Annotated in this window: 17 protein-coding genes and 1 pseudogene; 3 read left to right on the forward strand and 15 right to left on the reverse strand. The window is 39.9% G+C overall.

All coding sequences use genetic code 11. The features are described from left to right. Window positions 1-99: 99 nt before the first annotated feature. Window positions 100-1,887, reverse strand: coding sequence for an aspartate--tRNA ligase (gene aspS / locus MR181_RS07900; protein WP_242336827.1), 1,788 nt, complete (start codon window positions 1,885-1,887; stop codon window positions 100-102). Between the two features lie 92 nt (window positions 1,888-1,979). Here aspS and MR181_RS08795 point away from each other — a divergent pair, with 92 nt between their 5' ends. Together MR181_RS08795 and MR181_RS07905 are read left to right on the forward strand one after the other, a co-directional pair. Continuing rightward, complete coding sequence (locus MR181_RS08795; protein ID WP_277956503.1) at window positions 1,980-2,111, forward strand: hypothetical protein; 132 nt, start codon at window positions 1,980-1,982, stop codon at window positions 2,109-2,111. 147 nt (window positions 2,112-2,258) lie between these two features. Next, the gene (locus MR181_RS07905) at window positions 2,259-3,110 is read left to right on the forward strand and encodes a fructosamine kinase family protein (protein ID WP_191911230.1); all 852 of its coding nucleotides are present in this window, start codon (window positions 2,259-2,261) and stop codon (window positions 3,108-3,110) included. A gap of 65 nt (window positions 3,111-3,175) precedes the next feature. On the opposite strand, the gene dtd is transcribed toward MR181_RS07905, so the two are convergent. From dtd to MR181_RS07935, 6 genes and pseudogenes are all read right to left on the reverse strand, one after another. Further along, a complete protein-coding gene (dtd, locus tag MR181_RS07910) occupies window positions 3,176-3,613 on the reverse strand; it encodes a D-aminoacyl-tRNA deacylase (protein ID WP_191911229.1) in 438 nt (145 codons plus the stop codon). 15 nt (window positions 3,614-3,628) lie between these two features. Beyond that, window positions 3,629-5,852: pseudogene (locus MR181_RS07915) on the reverse strand (RelA/SpoT family protein). A 21-nt stretch (window positions 5,853-5,873) separates the two neighbouring features. After that, window positions 5,874-6,218, reverse strand: a complete 345-nt coding sequence (locus MR181_RS07920; protein ID WP_191911227.1) for a hypothetical protein — start codon at window positions 6,216-6,218, stop codon at window positions 5,874-5,876. 50 nt (window positions 6,219-6,268) lie between these two features. Next, window positions 6,269-7,024 (reverse strand): 16S rRNA (uracil(1498)-N(3))-methyltransferase, encoded by a 756-nt coding sequence (locus tag MR181_RS07925; RefSeq protein WP_242336829.1) that lies wholly within the window; start codon window positions 7,022-7,024, stop codon window positions 6,269-6,271. Then, window positions 7,024-7,986 carry a 50S ribosomal protein L11 methyltransferase gene (prmA, locus tag MR181_RS07930; RefSeq protein WP_242336831.1) on the reverse strand — a complete coding sequence of 321 codons (963 nt, stop codon included), beginning with the start codon at window positions 7,984-7,986 and terminating at the stop codon, window positions 7,024-7,026. Before prmA ends, MR181_RS07925 begins: the two co-directional genes overlap by 1 nt. A gap of 63 nt (window positions 7,987-8,049) precedes the next feature. After that, window positions 8,050-8,349, reverse strand: a complete 300-nt coding sequence (locus tag MR181_RS07935; protein ID WP_191911289.1) for a hypothetical protein — start codon at window positions 8,347-8,349, stop codon at window positions 8,050-8,052. Window positions 8,350-8,855: 506 nt separating this feature from the next. On the opposite strand from MR181_RS07935, the gene MR181_RS07940 reads away from it, so the two are divergent. After that, complete coding sequence (locus MR181_RS07940) at window positions 8,856-9,812, forward strand: L-lactate dehydrogenase (protein ID WP_240411486.1); 957 nt, start codon at window positions 8,856-8,858, stop codon at window positions 9,810-9,812. A 67-nt stretch (window positions 9,813-9,879) separates the two neighbouring features. Here the strand turns inward: MR181_RS07940 and MR181_RS07945 are convergent, their stop codons facing one another. From MR181_RS07945 to MR181_RS07980, 8 genes are all read right to left on the reverse strand, one after another. Continuing rightward, window positions 9,880-10,722 (reverse strand): transporter substrate-binding domain-containing protein, encoded by an 843-nt coding sequence (locus MR181_RS07945; protein WP_242336835.1) that lies wholly within the window; start codon window positions 10,720-10,722, stop codon window positions 9,880-9,882. A 20-nt stretch (window positions 10,723-10,742) separates the two neighbouring features. Continuing rightward, window positions 10,743-11,441, reverse strand: coding sequence for an amino acid ABC transporter permease (locus MR181_RS07950; RefSeq protein WP_242336837.1), 699 nt, complete (start codon window positions 11,439-11,441; stop codon window positions 10,743-10,745). A gap of 15 nt (window positions 11,442-11,456) precedes the next feature. After that, the gene (locus tag MR181_RS07955) at window positions 11,457-12,125 is read right to left on the reverse strand and encodes an amino acid ABC transporter permease (protein WP_242336840.1); all 669 of its coding nucleotides are present in this window, start codon (window positions 12,123-12,125) and stop codon (window positions 11,457-11,459) included. Window positions 12,126-12,142: 17 nt separating this feature from the next. Further along, window positions 12,143-12,886, reverse strand: coding sequence for an amino acid ABC transporter ATP-binding protein (locus tag MR181_RS07960; RefSeq protein ID WP_242336842.1), 744 nt, complete (start codon window positions 12,884-12,886; stop codon window positions 12,143-12,145). Between the two features lie 13 nt (window positions 12,887-12,899). Then, complete coding sequence (locus tag MR181_RS07965; protein WP_242336845.1) at window positions 12,900-13,916, reverse strand: uroporphyrinogen decarboxylase family protein; 1,017 nt, start codon at window positions 13,914-13,916, stop codon at window positions 12,900-12,902. Window positions 13,917-14,221: 305 nt separating this feature from the next. Then, window positions 14,222-15,154 (reverse strand): DMT family transporter, encoded by a 933-nt coding sequence (locus MR181_RS07970; RefSeq protein ID WP_242336848.1) that lies wholly within the window; start codon window positions 15,152-15,154, stop codon window positions 14,222-14,224. 22 nt (window positions 15,155-15,176) lie between these two features. Next, a complete protein-coding gene (locus tag MR181_RS07975; protein WP_242336851.1) occupies window positions 15,177-15,893 on the reverse strand; it encodes a DnaD domain-containing protein in 717 nt (238 codons plus the stop codon). Between the two features lie 77 nt (window positions 15,894-15,970). Continuing rightward, window positions 15,971-16,489, reverse strand: a complete 519-nt coding sequence (locus tag MR181_RS07980) for a cell wall elongation regulator TseB-like domain-containing protein (RefSeq protein ID WP_242336854.1) — start codon at window positions 16,487-16,489, stop codon at window positions 15,971-15,973. Between the last annotated feature and the right edge of the window lie 52 nt (window positions 16,490-16,541).

Raw genomic sequence — 16,541 nt, forward strand, 5'->3', positions numbered from 1 at the left:
GTCTTTTTGTATAAAAAATACCACCCACATTTCTGTGAGTGGTATCGATATCCATCAATACCAGTTGACAGATACCCATTTTTAATTTGATCCTGCTAATTATTTATCCTGCTTATAATCAACTTGATCATCAAACTGAACCTTTAAGTCATCCAACTGTTGTTGACTAACCTTACCAGGTGCGGCTGTTAATGGTTCAACAGCCTTAGAATTCTTAGGGAATGGAATGACATCACGAATATTATCTGCTTGTGCAAGTAACATTACCCAACGATCTAACCCGAAGGCTAATCCACCTTCAGGAGGCATTCCCATTGTTAATGCCTTGAGGAGGAAGCCAAAGCGAGCTTCTGCGCGTTCCTTAGTGTAGCCCAATGCCTTCAGAACTTTTTCTTGAACTTTTGGATCATGAATCCGGATTGAGCCACCACCAATTTCTTGACCATTAAGAATAATATCGTAACTCTGGGCATGAGCCTTGTGGGGATCTTCACCATCTTCAAGATAATGAAGATCTTCTTCGTTTAACATGGTGAATGGGTGGTGAGCTGCAATCCACTTTCCAAACCCTTCATCATATTCAAACATTGGCCAGTTAACAACCCAGAGATAATTCCACTGGTTAGGCGCAATCATATCTTGCTCCTTAGCAATCTCACGACGTAAGTAGCCAAGAGCATCACAAACAACGTGGAATGAATCAGCAACAAAGAGCATTAAGTCTCCCGGCTTAGCACCCATTTCTTCATTGATTGCATCAGCATTATCATTAATAAACTTTGCAATTGGACCAGAATAACCGTCTTCAGTAACCTTGACCCAGGCAAGGCCCTTAGCCCCGAAACGCTTAATATACTCTTCCTTCTTAGAAATATCTTTCCGGGAGTACTTGTCAGCCCCACCAGGAACACAAATTGCCCGAACAAAGTTTCCTTTGGCTACAGTTCCAGAAAAAACCTTAAATGAACTGTCCTTAACAATTGATGATAAGTCATGGATTAACATCCCAAATCGAGTATCGGGTTTATCAGAACCATACTTATCCATTGATTCCTGCCACTCCATCCGTGGAAATGGAGTTTTAACATCGACACCCAAGACTTCCTTCATAACCTTCTTAATTAATCCTTCAGTTACCGTTTGAATATCCTCAGGAGTAGCAAAACTCATTTCCGTATCAATTTGAGTAAATTCAGGTTGGCGGTCACCACGCAAATCTTCATCCCGGAAGCATCGTGCGATTTGATAATACTTATCAACTCCAGCGGCCATAAGTAATTGCTTAAATAATTGTGGCGATTGTGGCAAAGCATAAAAATGCCCTGGGTATACACGTGATGGGACAATATAATCACGAGCACCTTCTGGGGTTGAACGAGTTAAGTCCGGGGTTTCAACGTCCATGAATCCTTGATTATCATAGTAATGGTGAACAACAGACGTAACCTTACTTCGGAGCATCAAATTCTTCATCATTTCAGGACGACGGAGATCAAGGTAACGGTACTTCATCCGTAAATCTTCACTTGCATCAACGTCATCAACAATATCAAATGGCGTTGTTTCAGACTTTGCCAGGACCTTAATTTGATCAACCGCAACTTCAACTTTCCCGGTCTTCATCTCAGGGTTAATTTCTTTTTCAGCCCGCAATTGAACCTTTCCCTGAACTTCAAGAACATATTGGTTCCGAACCGCATTGGCAACCTTAAATGCTTCAGGGTTTTCTTTTTCGTTAAAGACCAACTGAACGATTCCTTCTCGATCCCACAGATCAATAAAAATCAAGCCACCAAGATTACGACGTTTAGCAACCCAGCCTTTAAGAACAACTTCTTGGCCTACTTGTTTTTCACTGGTTTCACCAGCGTAATTAGTTCTCTTCATCCTCTAATTACCTCTTTAACCATTTTTAGATTGGTAGTGTTAATACTAATTTCTAATAAAAAAAGCACCCCTATCTTTCATAAGGGTGCTTTATGCACGGTACCACCTTAGTATCACTCATTGGTAACGTCGAACTACCGACGGGGCTAACTGCCCAGCCTCAAAAGCGTCAATTATCACCTAATGTCATGGGCTTCCACCACTTCCCACTCGCTGCTGACTAAGGTAAATAAGCATTCTTTATCATTGGCTATTAGTATTAAAATTACATTCTTACAGTACCCGAGTTCACTAAAAATGTCAATAGTTACCGTTCCATTGGCTTTCTCCCAGTAAAAGTTTAAAATATAGGTCAAAAGAAGGTGTTCATTTTGATTAATCATCAATTATCTAGTAGCTGGTTATCACAGTTACCGCTAGACAATATTACCAGTTGCCAGTCAGTTAGCGGTGGCGATATTAATCTAGCCTACCAAATCACTACTAACCAGGCGACATACTTTGTCAAAGTTCAGCCAAATCATCAGGCATCATATTTCGATCATGAAATCGCCGGATTACGAGAAATCGGCAAAATAGCTAATGTCCCTACCCCTGTTGCTAATGGTGAAATTGATGGTGATGCTTACCTAATATTAAATTGGATCAATAGTGGTGTCGGTGATCAATACGCACTTGGTCAAGAAGTTGCTAAAATGCACCAACAGCGAAGAGAAGAATTTGGCTTTATGGACAACCATCAAACAAAGGTATTGGTTAAAAATAACCAGTGGAATCCCAGTTGGCGTGATTTTTACATTAACCAACGATTAAAGCCAGAGATCTCGGCAGCGATAAAGCAAGATCGCTGGAATAAGTGGCGACAAGAACATTTTGACCGAATGATTGCCAAATTTGACAATTACTATTCTACACATGAGGTTCAGCCTAGCCTGCTACACGGTGATCTCTGGGCCGGAAACTTTATGTTTAGCCAAACTCACCAGCCATACTTAATTGATCCAGATTGCGTTTATGGTGATCGTGAATTTGATCTAGCTATGACAACAGTCTTCGGTGGGTTCGACGATCAATTTTACCGCGGCTATAATGCCATATATCCAATCACCCCAGGAATTAACGAACGACTTCCCTGGTACAGGTTTTATTATCTCTGCATGCACCTCATCTTATTTGGTGAAAGTTATGGTCCCGCAGTCGATAACATTTTAAGCAGCTATTAATAATTAATGTAAATGGTCTCCAAAGTTCGGCTTTACCGTCCTTTGGAGACCATTTTTCGTACTATTTATTTCTCATAAATTATCGTCGTTGGTCCGTCATTTTCCAGATCAACCTTCATTTCGGCACCAAACTGACCAGTTTCAACATGAACACCAGTAGCAGCCAGTTTTTCATTAAATCGCTGATAAAGCGGCTCGGCAATTTCTGGACGAGCTGCATCAGTAAACCCGGGGCGATTACCATGTCTTGTATCAGCATACAAGGTAAATTGTGAAATGGAAAGGATCGCACCGTCAACATCTCGAAGGCCAAGGTTCATTTTACCATTTTGATCCTCAAAGACGCGGAGATTAACAATTTTATGAACAAGGTAATCTAGCTGTTCATCCCCATCATCAGGAGCAAAACCAACTAATAACATATAGCCACGCTTAATTGCCCCAACGACTTCACCGTCAATTGAAACTGAAGCATGGTTGACTTTCTGTAAAACTACTCTCACTACTTTTCCTCCTCACTAACGAATGGTTCGCTTAACTACATAAACATCCTTAATATTCTTTAACGAATCCATAATAAACTGCAATTGATGAAGGTTACGAACACCAATTGTCATACTAATGGTGACCATCTTATTGTGGTCAACCTTCCCGTTTACGGAGTTTAAGAATTTTGTAGTGTTATTTACTGAACGAAGGACATCGTTTAATAAGCCGCTCCGGTTATAACCCTGAACTTCAATGTTCGAGTTATAGTTCGTCTTATCCCCATTTGGATTAGCCCAATAAACATGAATAATTCGTTGACCACTCTTCTCGGCAGCTTTAATATTGGGGCAATCTGAACGGTGAACCGATACACCACGTCCTTTAGTAATATAACCAACAATGTCATCACCGGGAACTGGACTACAACAGTGACTAAGACGAGTCAATAAATTATCAACGCCTTCAACAACAATGCCTTCACTCGTCTCCTTAGCCTGTTTCTTTTTCTCTCGTTGATCAGGCTTTTCTAACGTTGCATGTTCTTCAAGGACGGCTTTCTCAGCAGCCTGTTTCCGTGAATCTTCTTCCTTTTTTCTTACATCAGCGGTGAACCGATTCCGCACGCCAACCGGTGCCATATCCCCAAAGCCAATTGCAGCGAACATATCATCACTGCTTTGGTAGTGCATCTGGTTGGCCACTTCTTCGTTCTTTTCTTCAGTCATCAAAGCCGGCTTCCCGGATCTCCCGTTCAATCATTCGCTTACCTTCTTCAATATTTGCTTCTCGATCATGAGCTCTAAAGAATTGCCGAATCTTATTCCGTGCCCGTCGTGTGGACACAAGCTCCAACCAATCACGACTCGGTCCGGCAGATGAAGAAGAAGTCAGAATATCCACAATATCGCCGGTTTTGATTTCGTAGTCTAGAGGGACAATCCGACCATTAACCTTGGCTCCTGTTGTGTGGTTACCAACTTCAGTATGAATTTGGTAAGCCATATCAAGCGGTCCTGACCCTTGTGGCAATTCAATTACATCACCCTTAGGCGTGAAAGCATAGACCTTATCAGCAAAGATATCACTTTGGACCCCCTGCATAAATTCATCAGTACCATCACTTTCGCTACGTAGTTCGAGAATTTCCTTAACCACGTTCAACTTTTGGCTATCGCGGGTTTGTTGAATTCCGTTAGTTTTTCCTTCCTTATAAGCCCAGTGTGCTGCAACCCCATATTCTGCAACTTGATGCATATGGTGAGTTCTAATCTGAACTTCTAGTGGTTTACCTCCAGGGCCCATGATCGTCGTATGCAATGATTGGTAGCCATTTGCTTTAGGCATTGCAATATAGTCCTTAAACCTTCCTGGCATCGGCTTCCAGTTAGTATGGATTGCTCCTAAGGCTGCATAACAATCCTTAATCGAATCAACAACGATCCGTACTGCCAACAGATCATAAATTTGACTAAACTGTTTATGCTGGTTAACCATTTTGCGGTAAATTGAGTAAATATGTTTAGGCCGACCATATATTTCAACGTTTGGTCCTAAGTTGAGGTCACTAATCGCCTTTTTAATTTCTGTAATGGCCTCATCAATATATTCTACTCGCTGATCCCGCCGCGAATTCATTAAATGGACAATCCGATAGTATTGTTGCGGATTAAGGTAACGAAGAGAGAGATCCTCTAACTCCCATTTAATAGTACTAATTCCTAATCGATCAGCAATTGGCGCATAAATTTCTAAAGTTTCGTTTGAAATCCGTCGCTGCTTATCTGGCCGTAAATGCTGAAGGGTTCGCATATTATGAAGCCGATCTGCAAGCTTAACAATCATCACACGAATATCTTTAGACATTGCAAGCAACAGTTTACGGTGGGTAGCAGCCATCTGCTCCTTATTTGATTTATACTGGATTTTCCCTAACTTAGTATCACCATCAACAATCAGGGCAATTGTTGGACCAAATAGCTCCTTAATGTCATCTAAAGTTGCCCCAGTATCTTCAACAATATCGTGAAGGTACCCAGCACAAACCGTCTCTGGATCCATATGAAGATCAGCTAAGATTCCCGCAACTTGAATTGGGTGAATGATATATGGCTCACCTGATTTTCGCCGCTGGTCTCGATGACAAACAGCAGCAAACCGGTATGCCCGTTCAACTAAAGCGACATGCTCATCATTCATATATGAAGAAACCATTTTAAGGACATCTTCATGTGATAACTCTTTAACCTCTGACAATGTGCCACCCTCCAATCTAAACTACTTTGGCTGGCCCTGTGAACTAATCGACCAAGCTAGGTAAGTAACTCCTAAATAGAATAGAGCAAAATAAACAGTGTACCTTGGCATAAATACGTATGAAACAAAGAGGTATAAAACTGGAAATACCAACAGGTTCCACCATTTCAGGCCATTTTTCTTTATATATTGACCGAGCCAAATACCAAAAAGCATATTAACCAAGAACAGGAAAAAACCAACCATCCATACACGATGAATTAACCGAAATTTATCGCTAAATAATGGAAGAATAATTCCAAAAAGGATCCCAAATCCCCATACAGCAATGCTTTTACTATTTTCAACTTTTTTTAGCCAATCCATAACCTAACTTCCTATACTTAATATGATGAAAATAATTGTACCACAAACCGCTAACTATTCTTCGACAATTCAGTAACAAATGAGACGGTCGCCAAAAAATATAAGGGAGCCGTTTCTGTTCGTAGAATTCGTGGTCCAAAGCCAACCGGAATAATTCCGTTTTCTTCCATTATAGTAACTTCTGCTGAACTCAATCCACCTTCTGGCCCAAATATAGCAAGAATAGAATCTCCCTTTTGTAACTTAACTAACGCTTGAAATAAACGGCTGCTCTCTCCCTCCTTTGCTGACTCTTCCCAGGCAACTAATCGTGTCGTTGCAGGATAATTAGCAAGGAGCTGTTTTAATGAAGGACAATATTCAATCTGTGGTTTTACATTTCGGTGTGATTGTTCAGCCGCAGCGTCAGCAATTTTCTGCAAACGGGCAATTTTCCGTGGTTGCTTTTGACTATTCCAGTGGCTAATTGAACGTTCAGCCTCAAAGAAGACAATCTTGTCGGCCCCAAGCTCCGTCCCTTTTTGAACAATCAGTTCAGGCTTTTCCTTAGTCTTGGGTAACCCACAAGCAAGAATCGTTTTCACCGGAAGTTCACTATCTTTACCAAGGTTCTTGATCAATTTAGCTGTGACATTACCTGGGGTTATTGAAATCAACTCAGCAAGATAAGCCTGATGATCCGCCATTACTAATTCAAATTTGCTGCCAACAGCTGCCCGAAGAACCGTCACAAGATGATGGGCAACTTCTTCTGGAAGAATAACTTTACCTGCCGTTTTACTTTGATCTATAAAATAACGTTGCATTATTCCTGACCCTCTACTGCTTTATGGGCAATCATTCCATACCAATCCTTCATTCGTAATCTCTGATCGATGACAAAGTGGTGGCTCTTTAATTCCCGTTCAACCAGGTCTGCCTTATCTTTAATAATTCCAGAAACGAGGAACCGACCACCTGGTTTTAGATTTTCAAATGCCTGAGGAATTAATGGAACAATTATTTCCGCCAAAATGTTTGCAACGATTAGGTCCACCTGGGTATGAATTCCATCGAGCAGACTATTAACACCAACCTTAACGTCAGCAGCAACCGGATTTAAGTCAATGTTCTTCTTTGCGGATTGGACAGCCACCTCATCAATATCATAAGCATCTACCTGTCCTACCCCAAGTTGTTTTGCCGCAATACTCAAGACTCCAGAACCCGTACCAACATCAATCATTGATTCACCACCACGAGCAACAATTTCGAGTGCTTCAATCATTAAGCGCGTCGTTGGGTGAGTTCCCGTTCCAAAGGCCATCCCTGGATCCAAAACGATTAATTTCTCATTAGCGGAATGTGGTTGATAGTTCTCCCATTGAGGAACAATTGTTAATTGGCTGGTTACTCGCAATGGGTGATAGTATTTTTGCCAAACAGTTGCCCAATCCTTATTATTAACTGCTTCTGTGATCACAAGGCCTGCTCCCGGATCAAGTTGGTAGTCCTTAAGTTTAGCAACTCGTTCCTTAATTGTTGAAACAAGTTCGGGAACAAAAACATTTTGCGGGAAGTATCCGGTAACCGCAGCCCCGCTTTCCCGGTGGGGGATTTCCTGTGGATCAATGATTTCTCCATATTTTCCATAGCGGCCAGGCTTTAAATTGGCGAAATCCTTTGCATCATCAATTTGAACTCCGACCGCTCCCTCATTAGTTAAGATATAACTTACTGCTTCAACTGCTTCACTAGAAGTAATTACTTTTACCGCTGTCCAATCCATATTGTTCTCCTTTATTAAATAAAAAATGACCACCAATATGATGGTCACAGTAATATCGCTCACCTATTCTTCATTCTCAAAATTAGCAGGCTGCGATGAATTCTCCTCATCATCTTTTTTGGTAAAGTGACTTCTTAAATATTCAATCAAGTCAGCTTCAGTCCGAAAAATTCGTGGATGATGTTGGTGGTGTAGGCGAACATCGATCTCATTAATCTTCAATCGCCCCGTCCATGTATGGGAGTAACGAATGATTACCCGATTGTTCAATCGATGCTTCCCAAACCGAAAAACATATACATGCTGTGGCGTCATCATCGGCCGAATATATTCTTTCTTGTACATCAAGTCATTGTCACGCATAAAACGCTTCGTTTGATTCAACACGGTAATCACCTCCTCCTTTTATATAATCAATTCATTAACATATGTTCCATTTTATCACATGGTTAAGATTGTGCAAAAGGTTAACGTAAATTAATCTTTTCAATTTAAAAAATGCTATAATTCCCTCATTAATTGAGAATAGGAGGTTCCTAAATTTGGGGATTTTGATCACGCTATTAATTCTATGGATCATGTGGAAATTAGGTGTTTTTACACTCAAAATTTTGGGATTGCTCTTTTTAATTTTCGTAGTCGGCTTCATTTTTCATGCCTTGCTAATCCCTGCAATCGTAATTGCCCTTTTTATCATACTAATCAGTGGTCTTCAATCATAAGTAAAGCTAGCAATTATTAGCTAGTTTCCACAAAAAATGACAATAATTCCGAATTTAATAGCTTTTTTCACAAGGAATGTTATAATTAGTCATGTGAGAGAAATCTCAAATAGCATATTTACTGGATGAAAGGGAGACTGTTTAATTATGTCTAAGAATCATCAAAAAGTTGTTCTTGTTGGTGACGGTGCTGTAGGTTCAAGTTATGCTTACGCATTAGTACAACAAGGTTTGGCTGAAGAATTAGCTATCGTTGATCTTGTTAAGAAGCGTACTGAAGGTGACGCTTTGGATCTTGAAGATGCTACTGTCTTCACTGCACCAAAGCAAATTTACTCTGCTGATTACGACACTTGCAAGGATGCTGACTTGGTTGTTATCACTGCTGGTGCACCACAAAAGCCTGGTGAAACTCGTCTTCAACTAGTTGACAAGAACTTGAAGATCATGAAGTCAGTTGTTGAACCAATTGTTAAGTCTGGCTTTAACGGTATCTTCTTGATCGCTGCTAACCCAGTTGACATTTTGACTTACGCTGTTCAAAAGCTTTCTGGCTTCCCAAAGAACAAGGTTATTGGCTCAGGTACTTCACTTGATTCATCACGTCTTCGTATCGCTTTAGCTAAGTTGTTCCATGTTGACCCACGCGATGTTTCAGCAAACATTCTTGCTGAACACGGTGACTCCGAATTTGCTGCTTACTCAAGTGCAACTATTGGTGGTAAGCCACTTCTTGACATTGCTAAGGAAAACAATGTTTCAATGGATCAATTACTTAAGATCGAAGACGATGTTCGTAACAAGGCTTACGAAATCATTAACCGTAAGGGTGCTACCTTCTACGGTGTTGCTACCTGCTTAATGCGGATTACTCGCGCTATCCTACGTGACGAACACGCTGTATTACCAGTTGGTGCTCCAATGAACGGTGAATACGGAATTAACGATCTTTACATCGGTACTCCTGCTGTTATCAGCGCATCCGGTATTGACAAGGTTATCGAAGTTCCTTTGGATGACCGTGAAAAGAAGGCTATGGATGCTTCTGCTGCTGCCCTTGAAAAGGTTGCTAAGGACGGTATGGCTAAGCTCCAAAACAACTAACCTTTACTTATTAATATAAACAATAAAAAAGACTAGGAAGGAGTTAATTCCTTCTTAGCCTTTTTTATTACTTATTAAATTCAGCATTATAGTTCTTCTTAGCACCTGGCAAAACAAAGGTGTTCTCATAGAGATATTTCTTTGTCAGCTTTTCCAAATAACCATCATTATATAACTTCTTGATTTCCTTATTCAGTGCCCGCGTTAACTTTTTGTTCTTAGCATCCTTATGTAAGAGCAAGTAAGCTGAACGCTGATCAATTGATGTTGAAACTGTCAATTTCTTTCCATTCTTGGAATTAGCTACCTGTTTATAAGCAGCGTATGGGTATAGTGCAACGTCATATTTACCATTAGCCACTTGTGCTAAAGCATCAGCTGAAGATTGGTCGCCAATCGCTTTCAAGTTCACCTTTTTACTATGTGATTTATTATAGTCTTCTAAAACACTATAACGGGCATCATCAGTTGAAACGGGAACTAACTTTAAATTTTTCTTAGCAACATCATCTAATGAGTTCGCTTTCTTCCCATTTTTGTTATATACCAACCGTAAGTCGTCAAGGCCAACTGCTCGAGTATGATAATATGTTTGGAAACGTTGCTTATTGTACCAAGAATTATTTAAGGCAACGTCATACTTTCCACTTTGTAATCCTGAAAAAACTGCATTTTGAGACGTAAAGGTGGTTTTAAACCTATATTGGGGTAAGTCCTGATCAACTTTTTTGATTAATTCACCATAATACCCCTCAGGTCCGTTATCAGTATTAACAATATATGCCGGATTACCGTTTGGTGCAGCAACATTAACCGTCGTCGCTGCATGAACTCCCGTTGCTGAACTAACTGCAGCGGCACTAACTAAACCAATCACTGATAACTTTGTAAATAATCTTGAAATCTTCATAATAAGTAACCTCTCTTTGTCTATACAACGAAATACCGCTGTCGTAATTTCTTTTCAACTAACCTAAATAATTGAGCAAAGATCCAGCAAATAATAATGTAAATAATCAATGCATCAGTGTAAGTCTCTAGGTACTTAAATCCAATTGATGAAACAATATTTGCCTGCCCCATAATCTCGACCAAGCCAATATTGTAGATCAATGCTGTATCTTTGATTAAATCTAAAAAAATGTTCGTAAAATTAGGAATTAAATTAATAATTAACTGGGGAATTACAATTTGAGTCATTGCCCGAAAAGGCGTCATTCCAATTGATAACGCGGCCTCATATTGTCCAAAATCAACCGAATGGTAAGCTGCTCGAATACTCTCCGACAAGTTAGCCATCGCATTTAAGCCGTAAGCAGAAAAGGCAACGATGATTGCTGGCAGGCCATTAGGATTCGTGTTCCAGCCCCATTCATTCATCAACACTAACAATTGAGGTAGTCCATAATAAACAACATATAGTTGAACTAAAATTGGTGTTCCCCGAATAAACGATACTAGTATCGCTAAAAACTGAGAAAGGACCGGGATTCGCTTTTCTCTGGCAATTACTACTAAAATCGCTAGACCTAATCCAATAATAGTTGCAACTAAAGCTATAATTAGCGTTAGTGGTATTGCTGCCAGAATTTGATTAAATGAATCCCTAGCGAAATTCAGATCAAACACATAATCACATCCTTCCTAAGCTAGCCACTGGTAACGTCGTTTGATAAAACGAAACATGGCCTCAATTACTAATACCAATCCCCAATAGCTTAACGCCAAAAGAATAAATATTTGCAACTGGTGTAAGCCGGCAGTTTGGTTTGAAAGATTAGATGCCTGATTATACATGTCATATAAACCAATAACATAAACTAATGAAGTTGCCTTAACCAGCCCCACTACCAAATTTTCAATATTAGGCAAAGCAAGCATTGCCGCTTGAGGCAAGATAATTTGCCTAAGGGTGGTCTGATCCTTCATTCCTACAGAACGAGCAGCTTCAATTTGACCTGTATCGACTGAGAGGTAGGCTGACCGAAACGCTTCCGCTAAATAACCACTCCACCCTAAGGAGAGCCCAAGAATTCCAAACATTAACCTTGTCCAATGATCAATATTGATCCCGATTGCTTTCAACAAAACCGGTAATCCATAATAAGCAAGTAACAACATTAGCAACGGCGGTGTTCCTCGAACCAGATTCAGGTATACTGTTGCAATTCCTTGAGCTAACCTATTTTTACGCAACCCAACCCAAGTTAAGAGCAATCCTAGAAGAGTTGCAAAGATAAAGGAAAAGATTAGTAATTCAACCGTGTTTGGAAAGCCTCGCCAAATAATCCCAATAATCTTCTGACTATTCATTGATCTACCTCCCATTCCTAATAGTTATCAGCCAAAGCATTTAAGAATTGCTTAGTTCTTTGTTTCTGTGGATGTTCAAAGATTTGCACAGGCGTCCCTGACTCGATGATCTCACCATCAGCAAAGAACAACACTCGACTAGCGACGTTTCGGGCAAACCACATCTGGTGAGTAACAACGATCATTGTTTGGCCTTGTTCAGCCAACTGCTGAATATCTTTTAAAACCGTTCCTACTAACTCGGGATCGAGGGCACTAGTCGGTTCATCAAACAATATGATTTCTGGATTAAGGACTGTTGCCCGAGCAATTCCGATTCTTTGCTGCTGACCACCTGATAGTTGCGAAGGATAATAATCTTTTTGTTTATCTAGTCCAAGATTCTTTAACGCTTGAACCGCCTTTTTGTTTGCTGCTTTAGCATTCTCGCCATGACCATAAATCAAGCCCTCAGCAATATTCTCTTGGGCTGTTTTATTCTTAAAAAGATTATAATTTTGAAATACCATTGCTGTTTTTCGGCGAACCATTTGAATTTCTGGCTTAGTTGCTTGAGCCAGGCTGATTTTTTCTCCAGCAAATTCCATTAAGCCGCTATCAGCATGTTCAAGGAAATTTAAATTTCTCAACAGGGTTGTCTTTCCTGAACCAGAAGGGCCAATAATAACCACTACTTCGCCCTTGGCAATTGAAAGGTCAATCCCGTTTAAAATTTGCTGACCATGAAACTGCTTTTTCAAATCTGTTATTTTTAATAACATCCCCAATAACCTCCTAGTTCTGGTGAGCTGCTTCAATCGCCCAGGTTAGTCGTTCGTAAGAAATATCACGAGGGACCGTGCAGTCAGCTCCCAAAATAATTCCCCGGTGACCAGCTTCATCAATTAACCTTTTGACCTCTGTTTGAATTTGCTCCTTGGTTCCCTGGTAAAGGATTCCGTTTATACTGTTATCAAAACCACCCATTACTGGCCGATCACCAAATAACTGTTTTCCCTCACTTAACGAATAGCCATCAATTTCTGTTGCCCAGTTAATAACCTGCAACGGATAATTAGTGAACCACTCAAGATGATTAGTTGCACCAGCAAAGCCACAGATATGAAGAATATTCAATCGTGACACTTGGTTAATTCCCTCTTGAACCTTAAGATCAATCGGCTCCATTACTTGCTTAAAGAACTGGGTGTCATCACGTAAACGTGAATCCTGAATTGACTGGGTACTGTAATAAATACCGTCAACCTTAGTGTTAGTCATTATTGCTTGAGCAACTTTGATTTGATCGTCAGCAATTACTTCTAGGACCTGCAAGATTAGTGATGGATCCTGTTTATAAAGATCCGTAAATCGCTGATCTGCTAACAAAAGTGGTTCCGCATAATGTTTAATTAACGCCCACTTAAAAAGAAGCATTGGGGAAAACATCGTAATAAAGGTTGGTCGATCTCCCGCAATTTGCTGTTGTTGTTGAGCAAGTTTAACCTGACCGGTAATCCACGGATCATTCTGATTTAGTGGCTGAAGCCTTTGAAGATTAGCTAGGCTCCGTGGGTTATCAACTCCACGAAACGGGTAAGCAAAATAGCCATCTAACATTGTTTTAGCAAAGTCAACATCTACTGCATCATAGTATTTTTGGTGCCCTCTTAAGTTTGTTTGGAGGATTGCTGGCTCTTGAAAAACATTCGTAAACTCATCTACTGCGAAGTGGCGCCAAAAAGAAATTGGGATTTTACCAGTTTCTTGATTGTTTAAGGCTGCAATTACTTCTTTACGTGCTAATGTCATTATCATCACTCTTTTCTTTAATTCAGCGTACAAAAAAAGCTACTAATCACTGACATGATTAGTAGCTTTTACCACTTATTGCGGAGCAGCCGCCCCTTTTAAGATTTAATCAACCTCAAAAAGAATGGCCAACTGAACTCATGTCAGAATGTCCATTAATTTTTGAAGTTTGACAACAATTAAAATTAAATAAACGGTTAACTAACATGAGTCCTTCTCCTTTCCAAATAATTAATGGTTTTAATATACAAACTTTCTTACTTTTTGTCAATATTAAATTAAAATTATTCTTAGATAATTTTAATTTAATAGTGAAGGTCATTTTCAGTAAGTGCTTTTCGCCGACCATCTTGCAAGATGTAAACAGCAATAATAACAAGAGCAATCCCAATTATTTCAATTAAGGTTAAGTGAAGGTTAAAGAAAAGCACACTTAATAACGAGGTTGTAATTGGCTGTAGAGCATCCATAATGCTTACAACATCAGAAGGAGCATAACGGGTGGCAACCATTAATAAACTAAATGGCAAAATTGTTCCAAATAGCACAACAGTCGCAACAGCGGCGACTAACTCACCGCTAATCTGTGGCGGATTAACCCAAAATGGTCGGTAAATGTTAAACAAGATACTTGCGATAATGGTTCCCCACCCCAACACAACAATTGGCGGATTAGAATCAGCGGCTTTTTGGGGTAAGACAACATATAGGGCTGCAGTAATTCCTGAACCAAGACCCCATAATAGTGAATCAATCGGAATGTCTAGCTGGGTAAAATTTCCTTTGGTTAAAGCAAAGAAAACCCCTAAAAGGGCTAAAACAAATGCAAGCAGGTCGCTTCTAAATGGGTGTTGATGTTTAAATATCACACCACCAAGCACAATGAATAATGGTGATAAATATTGCAGAATTGTTGCCGCTGAGGCATTTCCCTTTTGAATAGCGTAGTAAAAGGTCAATAAATTAGCCATCAACCCAAAAACGGCATAAGACAGAACAGAAATTGTTGTATCACGCCGTTTAAACACATTGAAGGTTTTTTTGCCGTACATAAACCCACTAATTACAAGTAAGATAATTCCCGCAGAAAATGTTCGAATAGAAAGCATCCACGCTGCCGGGATTGCAAGGTTTTGGGAGATTAGCTGAAGTGTCGTTCCTGAAATTCCCCACATTACTGATGCAGCTGCAGCAATGATAATCCCCTTCATTACCGGATTATTTGTTCTTTGCGCCATAAAGCACCCTTCTTCCTTTAAATTAATTCTTTTTTGTTTGCGAGTTAAGGTTAAAAATTGGAATCTTAGGACCCTGAATTTTTCTGGCATCCTGGTGTGAATAATTTGACTTTCGTTCTTCAAATTGACGTTCATGCTCTCGAATATCATGAGCCGACTTCAATCCTTGTCTGGACCAGTTTCTTAAGATACGATCCATATACTGAAGACTTAGCGCATTATTCATTACCGCTTGTCTCAGTGCAAGATCAATAATCGCAGCTTTGTAATGATCACGATCAATCCAATCATTGACAATCTGCATTTCCATTGGTGACAACGGTCGACCGACTTCTGCCTCAATTTTGTTGAACGTTTTTTTTCGCTGATTTCCGGTATTAGCATTAGCTTGTTCAGTAGCTTCCTGCTCGTTAAACGCACTAAGTTTATTTATCAGCGGTGTGAAATCCCAAAAGGCATCTTCCTTACCATCATCCAACTTACGCATCTGCTGAACTACTAGTTTATTGCTCATCATTTGGTGAAGAAGATCAAAAACTTGATTCTCGTCCGTTTGCAGGTGCTGGGCAATTTGTCGAATGTCAGGATCAATCACGCCCCGATCAAGATAAGACTTAAATTCGAGGTATACAACCAGTTGAGCCGTTGACATCCCCAATTCATGATAATGATGGAGGAGGATGTTACTGATAGAAGTTTCTCCAGCTTTAAGGTATTGGACTAGTGAATTTTCTGTCATCATGAACCCCCTTAACAAAAATTAACCAAAAAAGATAAGGGCGTAACGATAATAAATCGTCCCCCTATCTTCACGAACTACAAATTATTAATCGTCTGAACAACTTTCCCTGTTTTGAAGTTAATCAGATCATAGCATAATTGTCCTTTGTGGTTACGATAAGTAACTTCCCAAACTACTTTATCATTAAAGACTCCTGGAGCAGCTTTTAACACTTTTTGTGGGTGATGATCCTGCCGAACTAGCTGGATTACCTGCTGCGCTGTTAAGCCACTACTCTGTTTCAATACCCGAACATTACCACCATGCTGAGGAACAACCACTAAAATCGGTTGATTTTGGTTATTTCTTCCAGCAATGGTGTAATAAGTATTTTCCCGATTATAAATATAAAAGCTCCCTGGCTCCTTGAGGTGGGCATACTTTTTTGCAATTGAAACGGTTTGTCGTCTGGCTGCCGAACGTGGCTGGTTACTGATAAGGTAAAAGATCCCCACAATAACAATAATTGCAACAATGACAATTAAAAGATTACGAATCGTTTGTCCAGTAGAACGATGTTGCTTATCACGCTGGACCTCGCGACGACTTTGCATGTAACTTCCCCTCTTTAAAAAATTATTAATCTTAGAAATTATACCAGAAATT

The organism is Limosilactobacillus urinaemulieris, assembly GCF_932750685.1.
In the GTDB taxonomy this organism is placed as follows: domain Bacteria; phylum Bacillota; class Bacilli; order Lactobacillales; family Lactobacillaceae; genus Limosilactobacillus; species Limosilactobacillus urinaemulieris.

Coding starts and splice junctions, on each gene's coding strand:
- MR181_RS07940 (WP_240411486.1), top strand. CDS start 8,856: ATGTCTAAGAATCATCAAAAAGTTGTTCTTGTTGGTGACGGTGCTGTA.
- MR181_RS07935 (WP_191911289.1), bottom strand. CDS start 8,349: ATGCGTGACAATGACTTGATGTACAAGAAAGAATATATTCGGCCGATG.
- MR181_RS07920 (WP_191911227.1), bottom strand. CDS start 6,218: ATGGATTGGCTAAAAAAAGTTGAAAATAGTAAAAGCATTGCTGTATGG.
- MR181_RS07980 (WP_242336854.1), bottom strand. CDS start 16,489: ATGCAAAGTCGTCGCGAGGTCCAGCGTGATAAGCAACATCGTTCTACT.
- MR181_RS08795 (WP_277956503.1), top strand. CDS start 1,980: ATGCACGGTACCACCTTAGTATCACTCATTGGTAACGTCGAACTACCG.
- MR181_RS07975 (WP_242336851.1), bottom strand. CDS start 15,893: ATGACAGAAAATTCACTAGTCCAATACCTTAAAGCTGGAGAAACTTCT.
- MR181_RS07955 (WP_242336840.1), bottom strand. CDS start 12,125: ATGAATAGTCAGAAGATTATTGGGATTATTTGGCGAGGCTTTCCAAAC.
- MR181_RS07965 (WP_242336845.1), bottom strand. CDS start 13,916: ATGACATTAGCACGTAAAGAAGTAATTGCAGCCTTAAACAATCAAGAA.
- aspS (WP_242336827.1), bottom strand. CDS start 1,887: ATGAAGAGAACTAATTACGCTGGTGAAACCAGTGAAAAACAAGTAGGC.
- MR181_RS07925 (WP_242336829.1), bottom strand. CDS start 7,024: ATGCAACGTTATTTTATAGATCAAAGTAAAACGGCAGGTAAAGTTATT.
- MR181_RS07970 (WP_242336848.1), bottom strand. CDS start 15,154: ATGGCGCAAAGAACAAATAATCCGGTAATGAAGGGGATTATCATTGCT.
- MR181_RS07960 (WP_242336842.1), bottom strand. CDS start 12,886: ATGTTATTAAAAATAACAGATTTGAAAAAGCAGTTTCATGGTCAGCAA.
- MR181_RS07945 (WP_242336835.1), bottom strand. CDS start 10,722: ATGAAGATTTCAAGATTATTTACAAAGTTATCAGTGATTGGTTTAGTT.
- prmA (WP_242336831.1), bottom strand. CDS start 7,986: ATGGATTGGACAGCGGTAAAAGTAATTACTTCTAGTGAAGCAGTTGAA.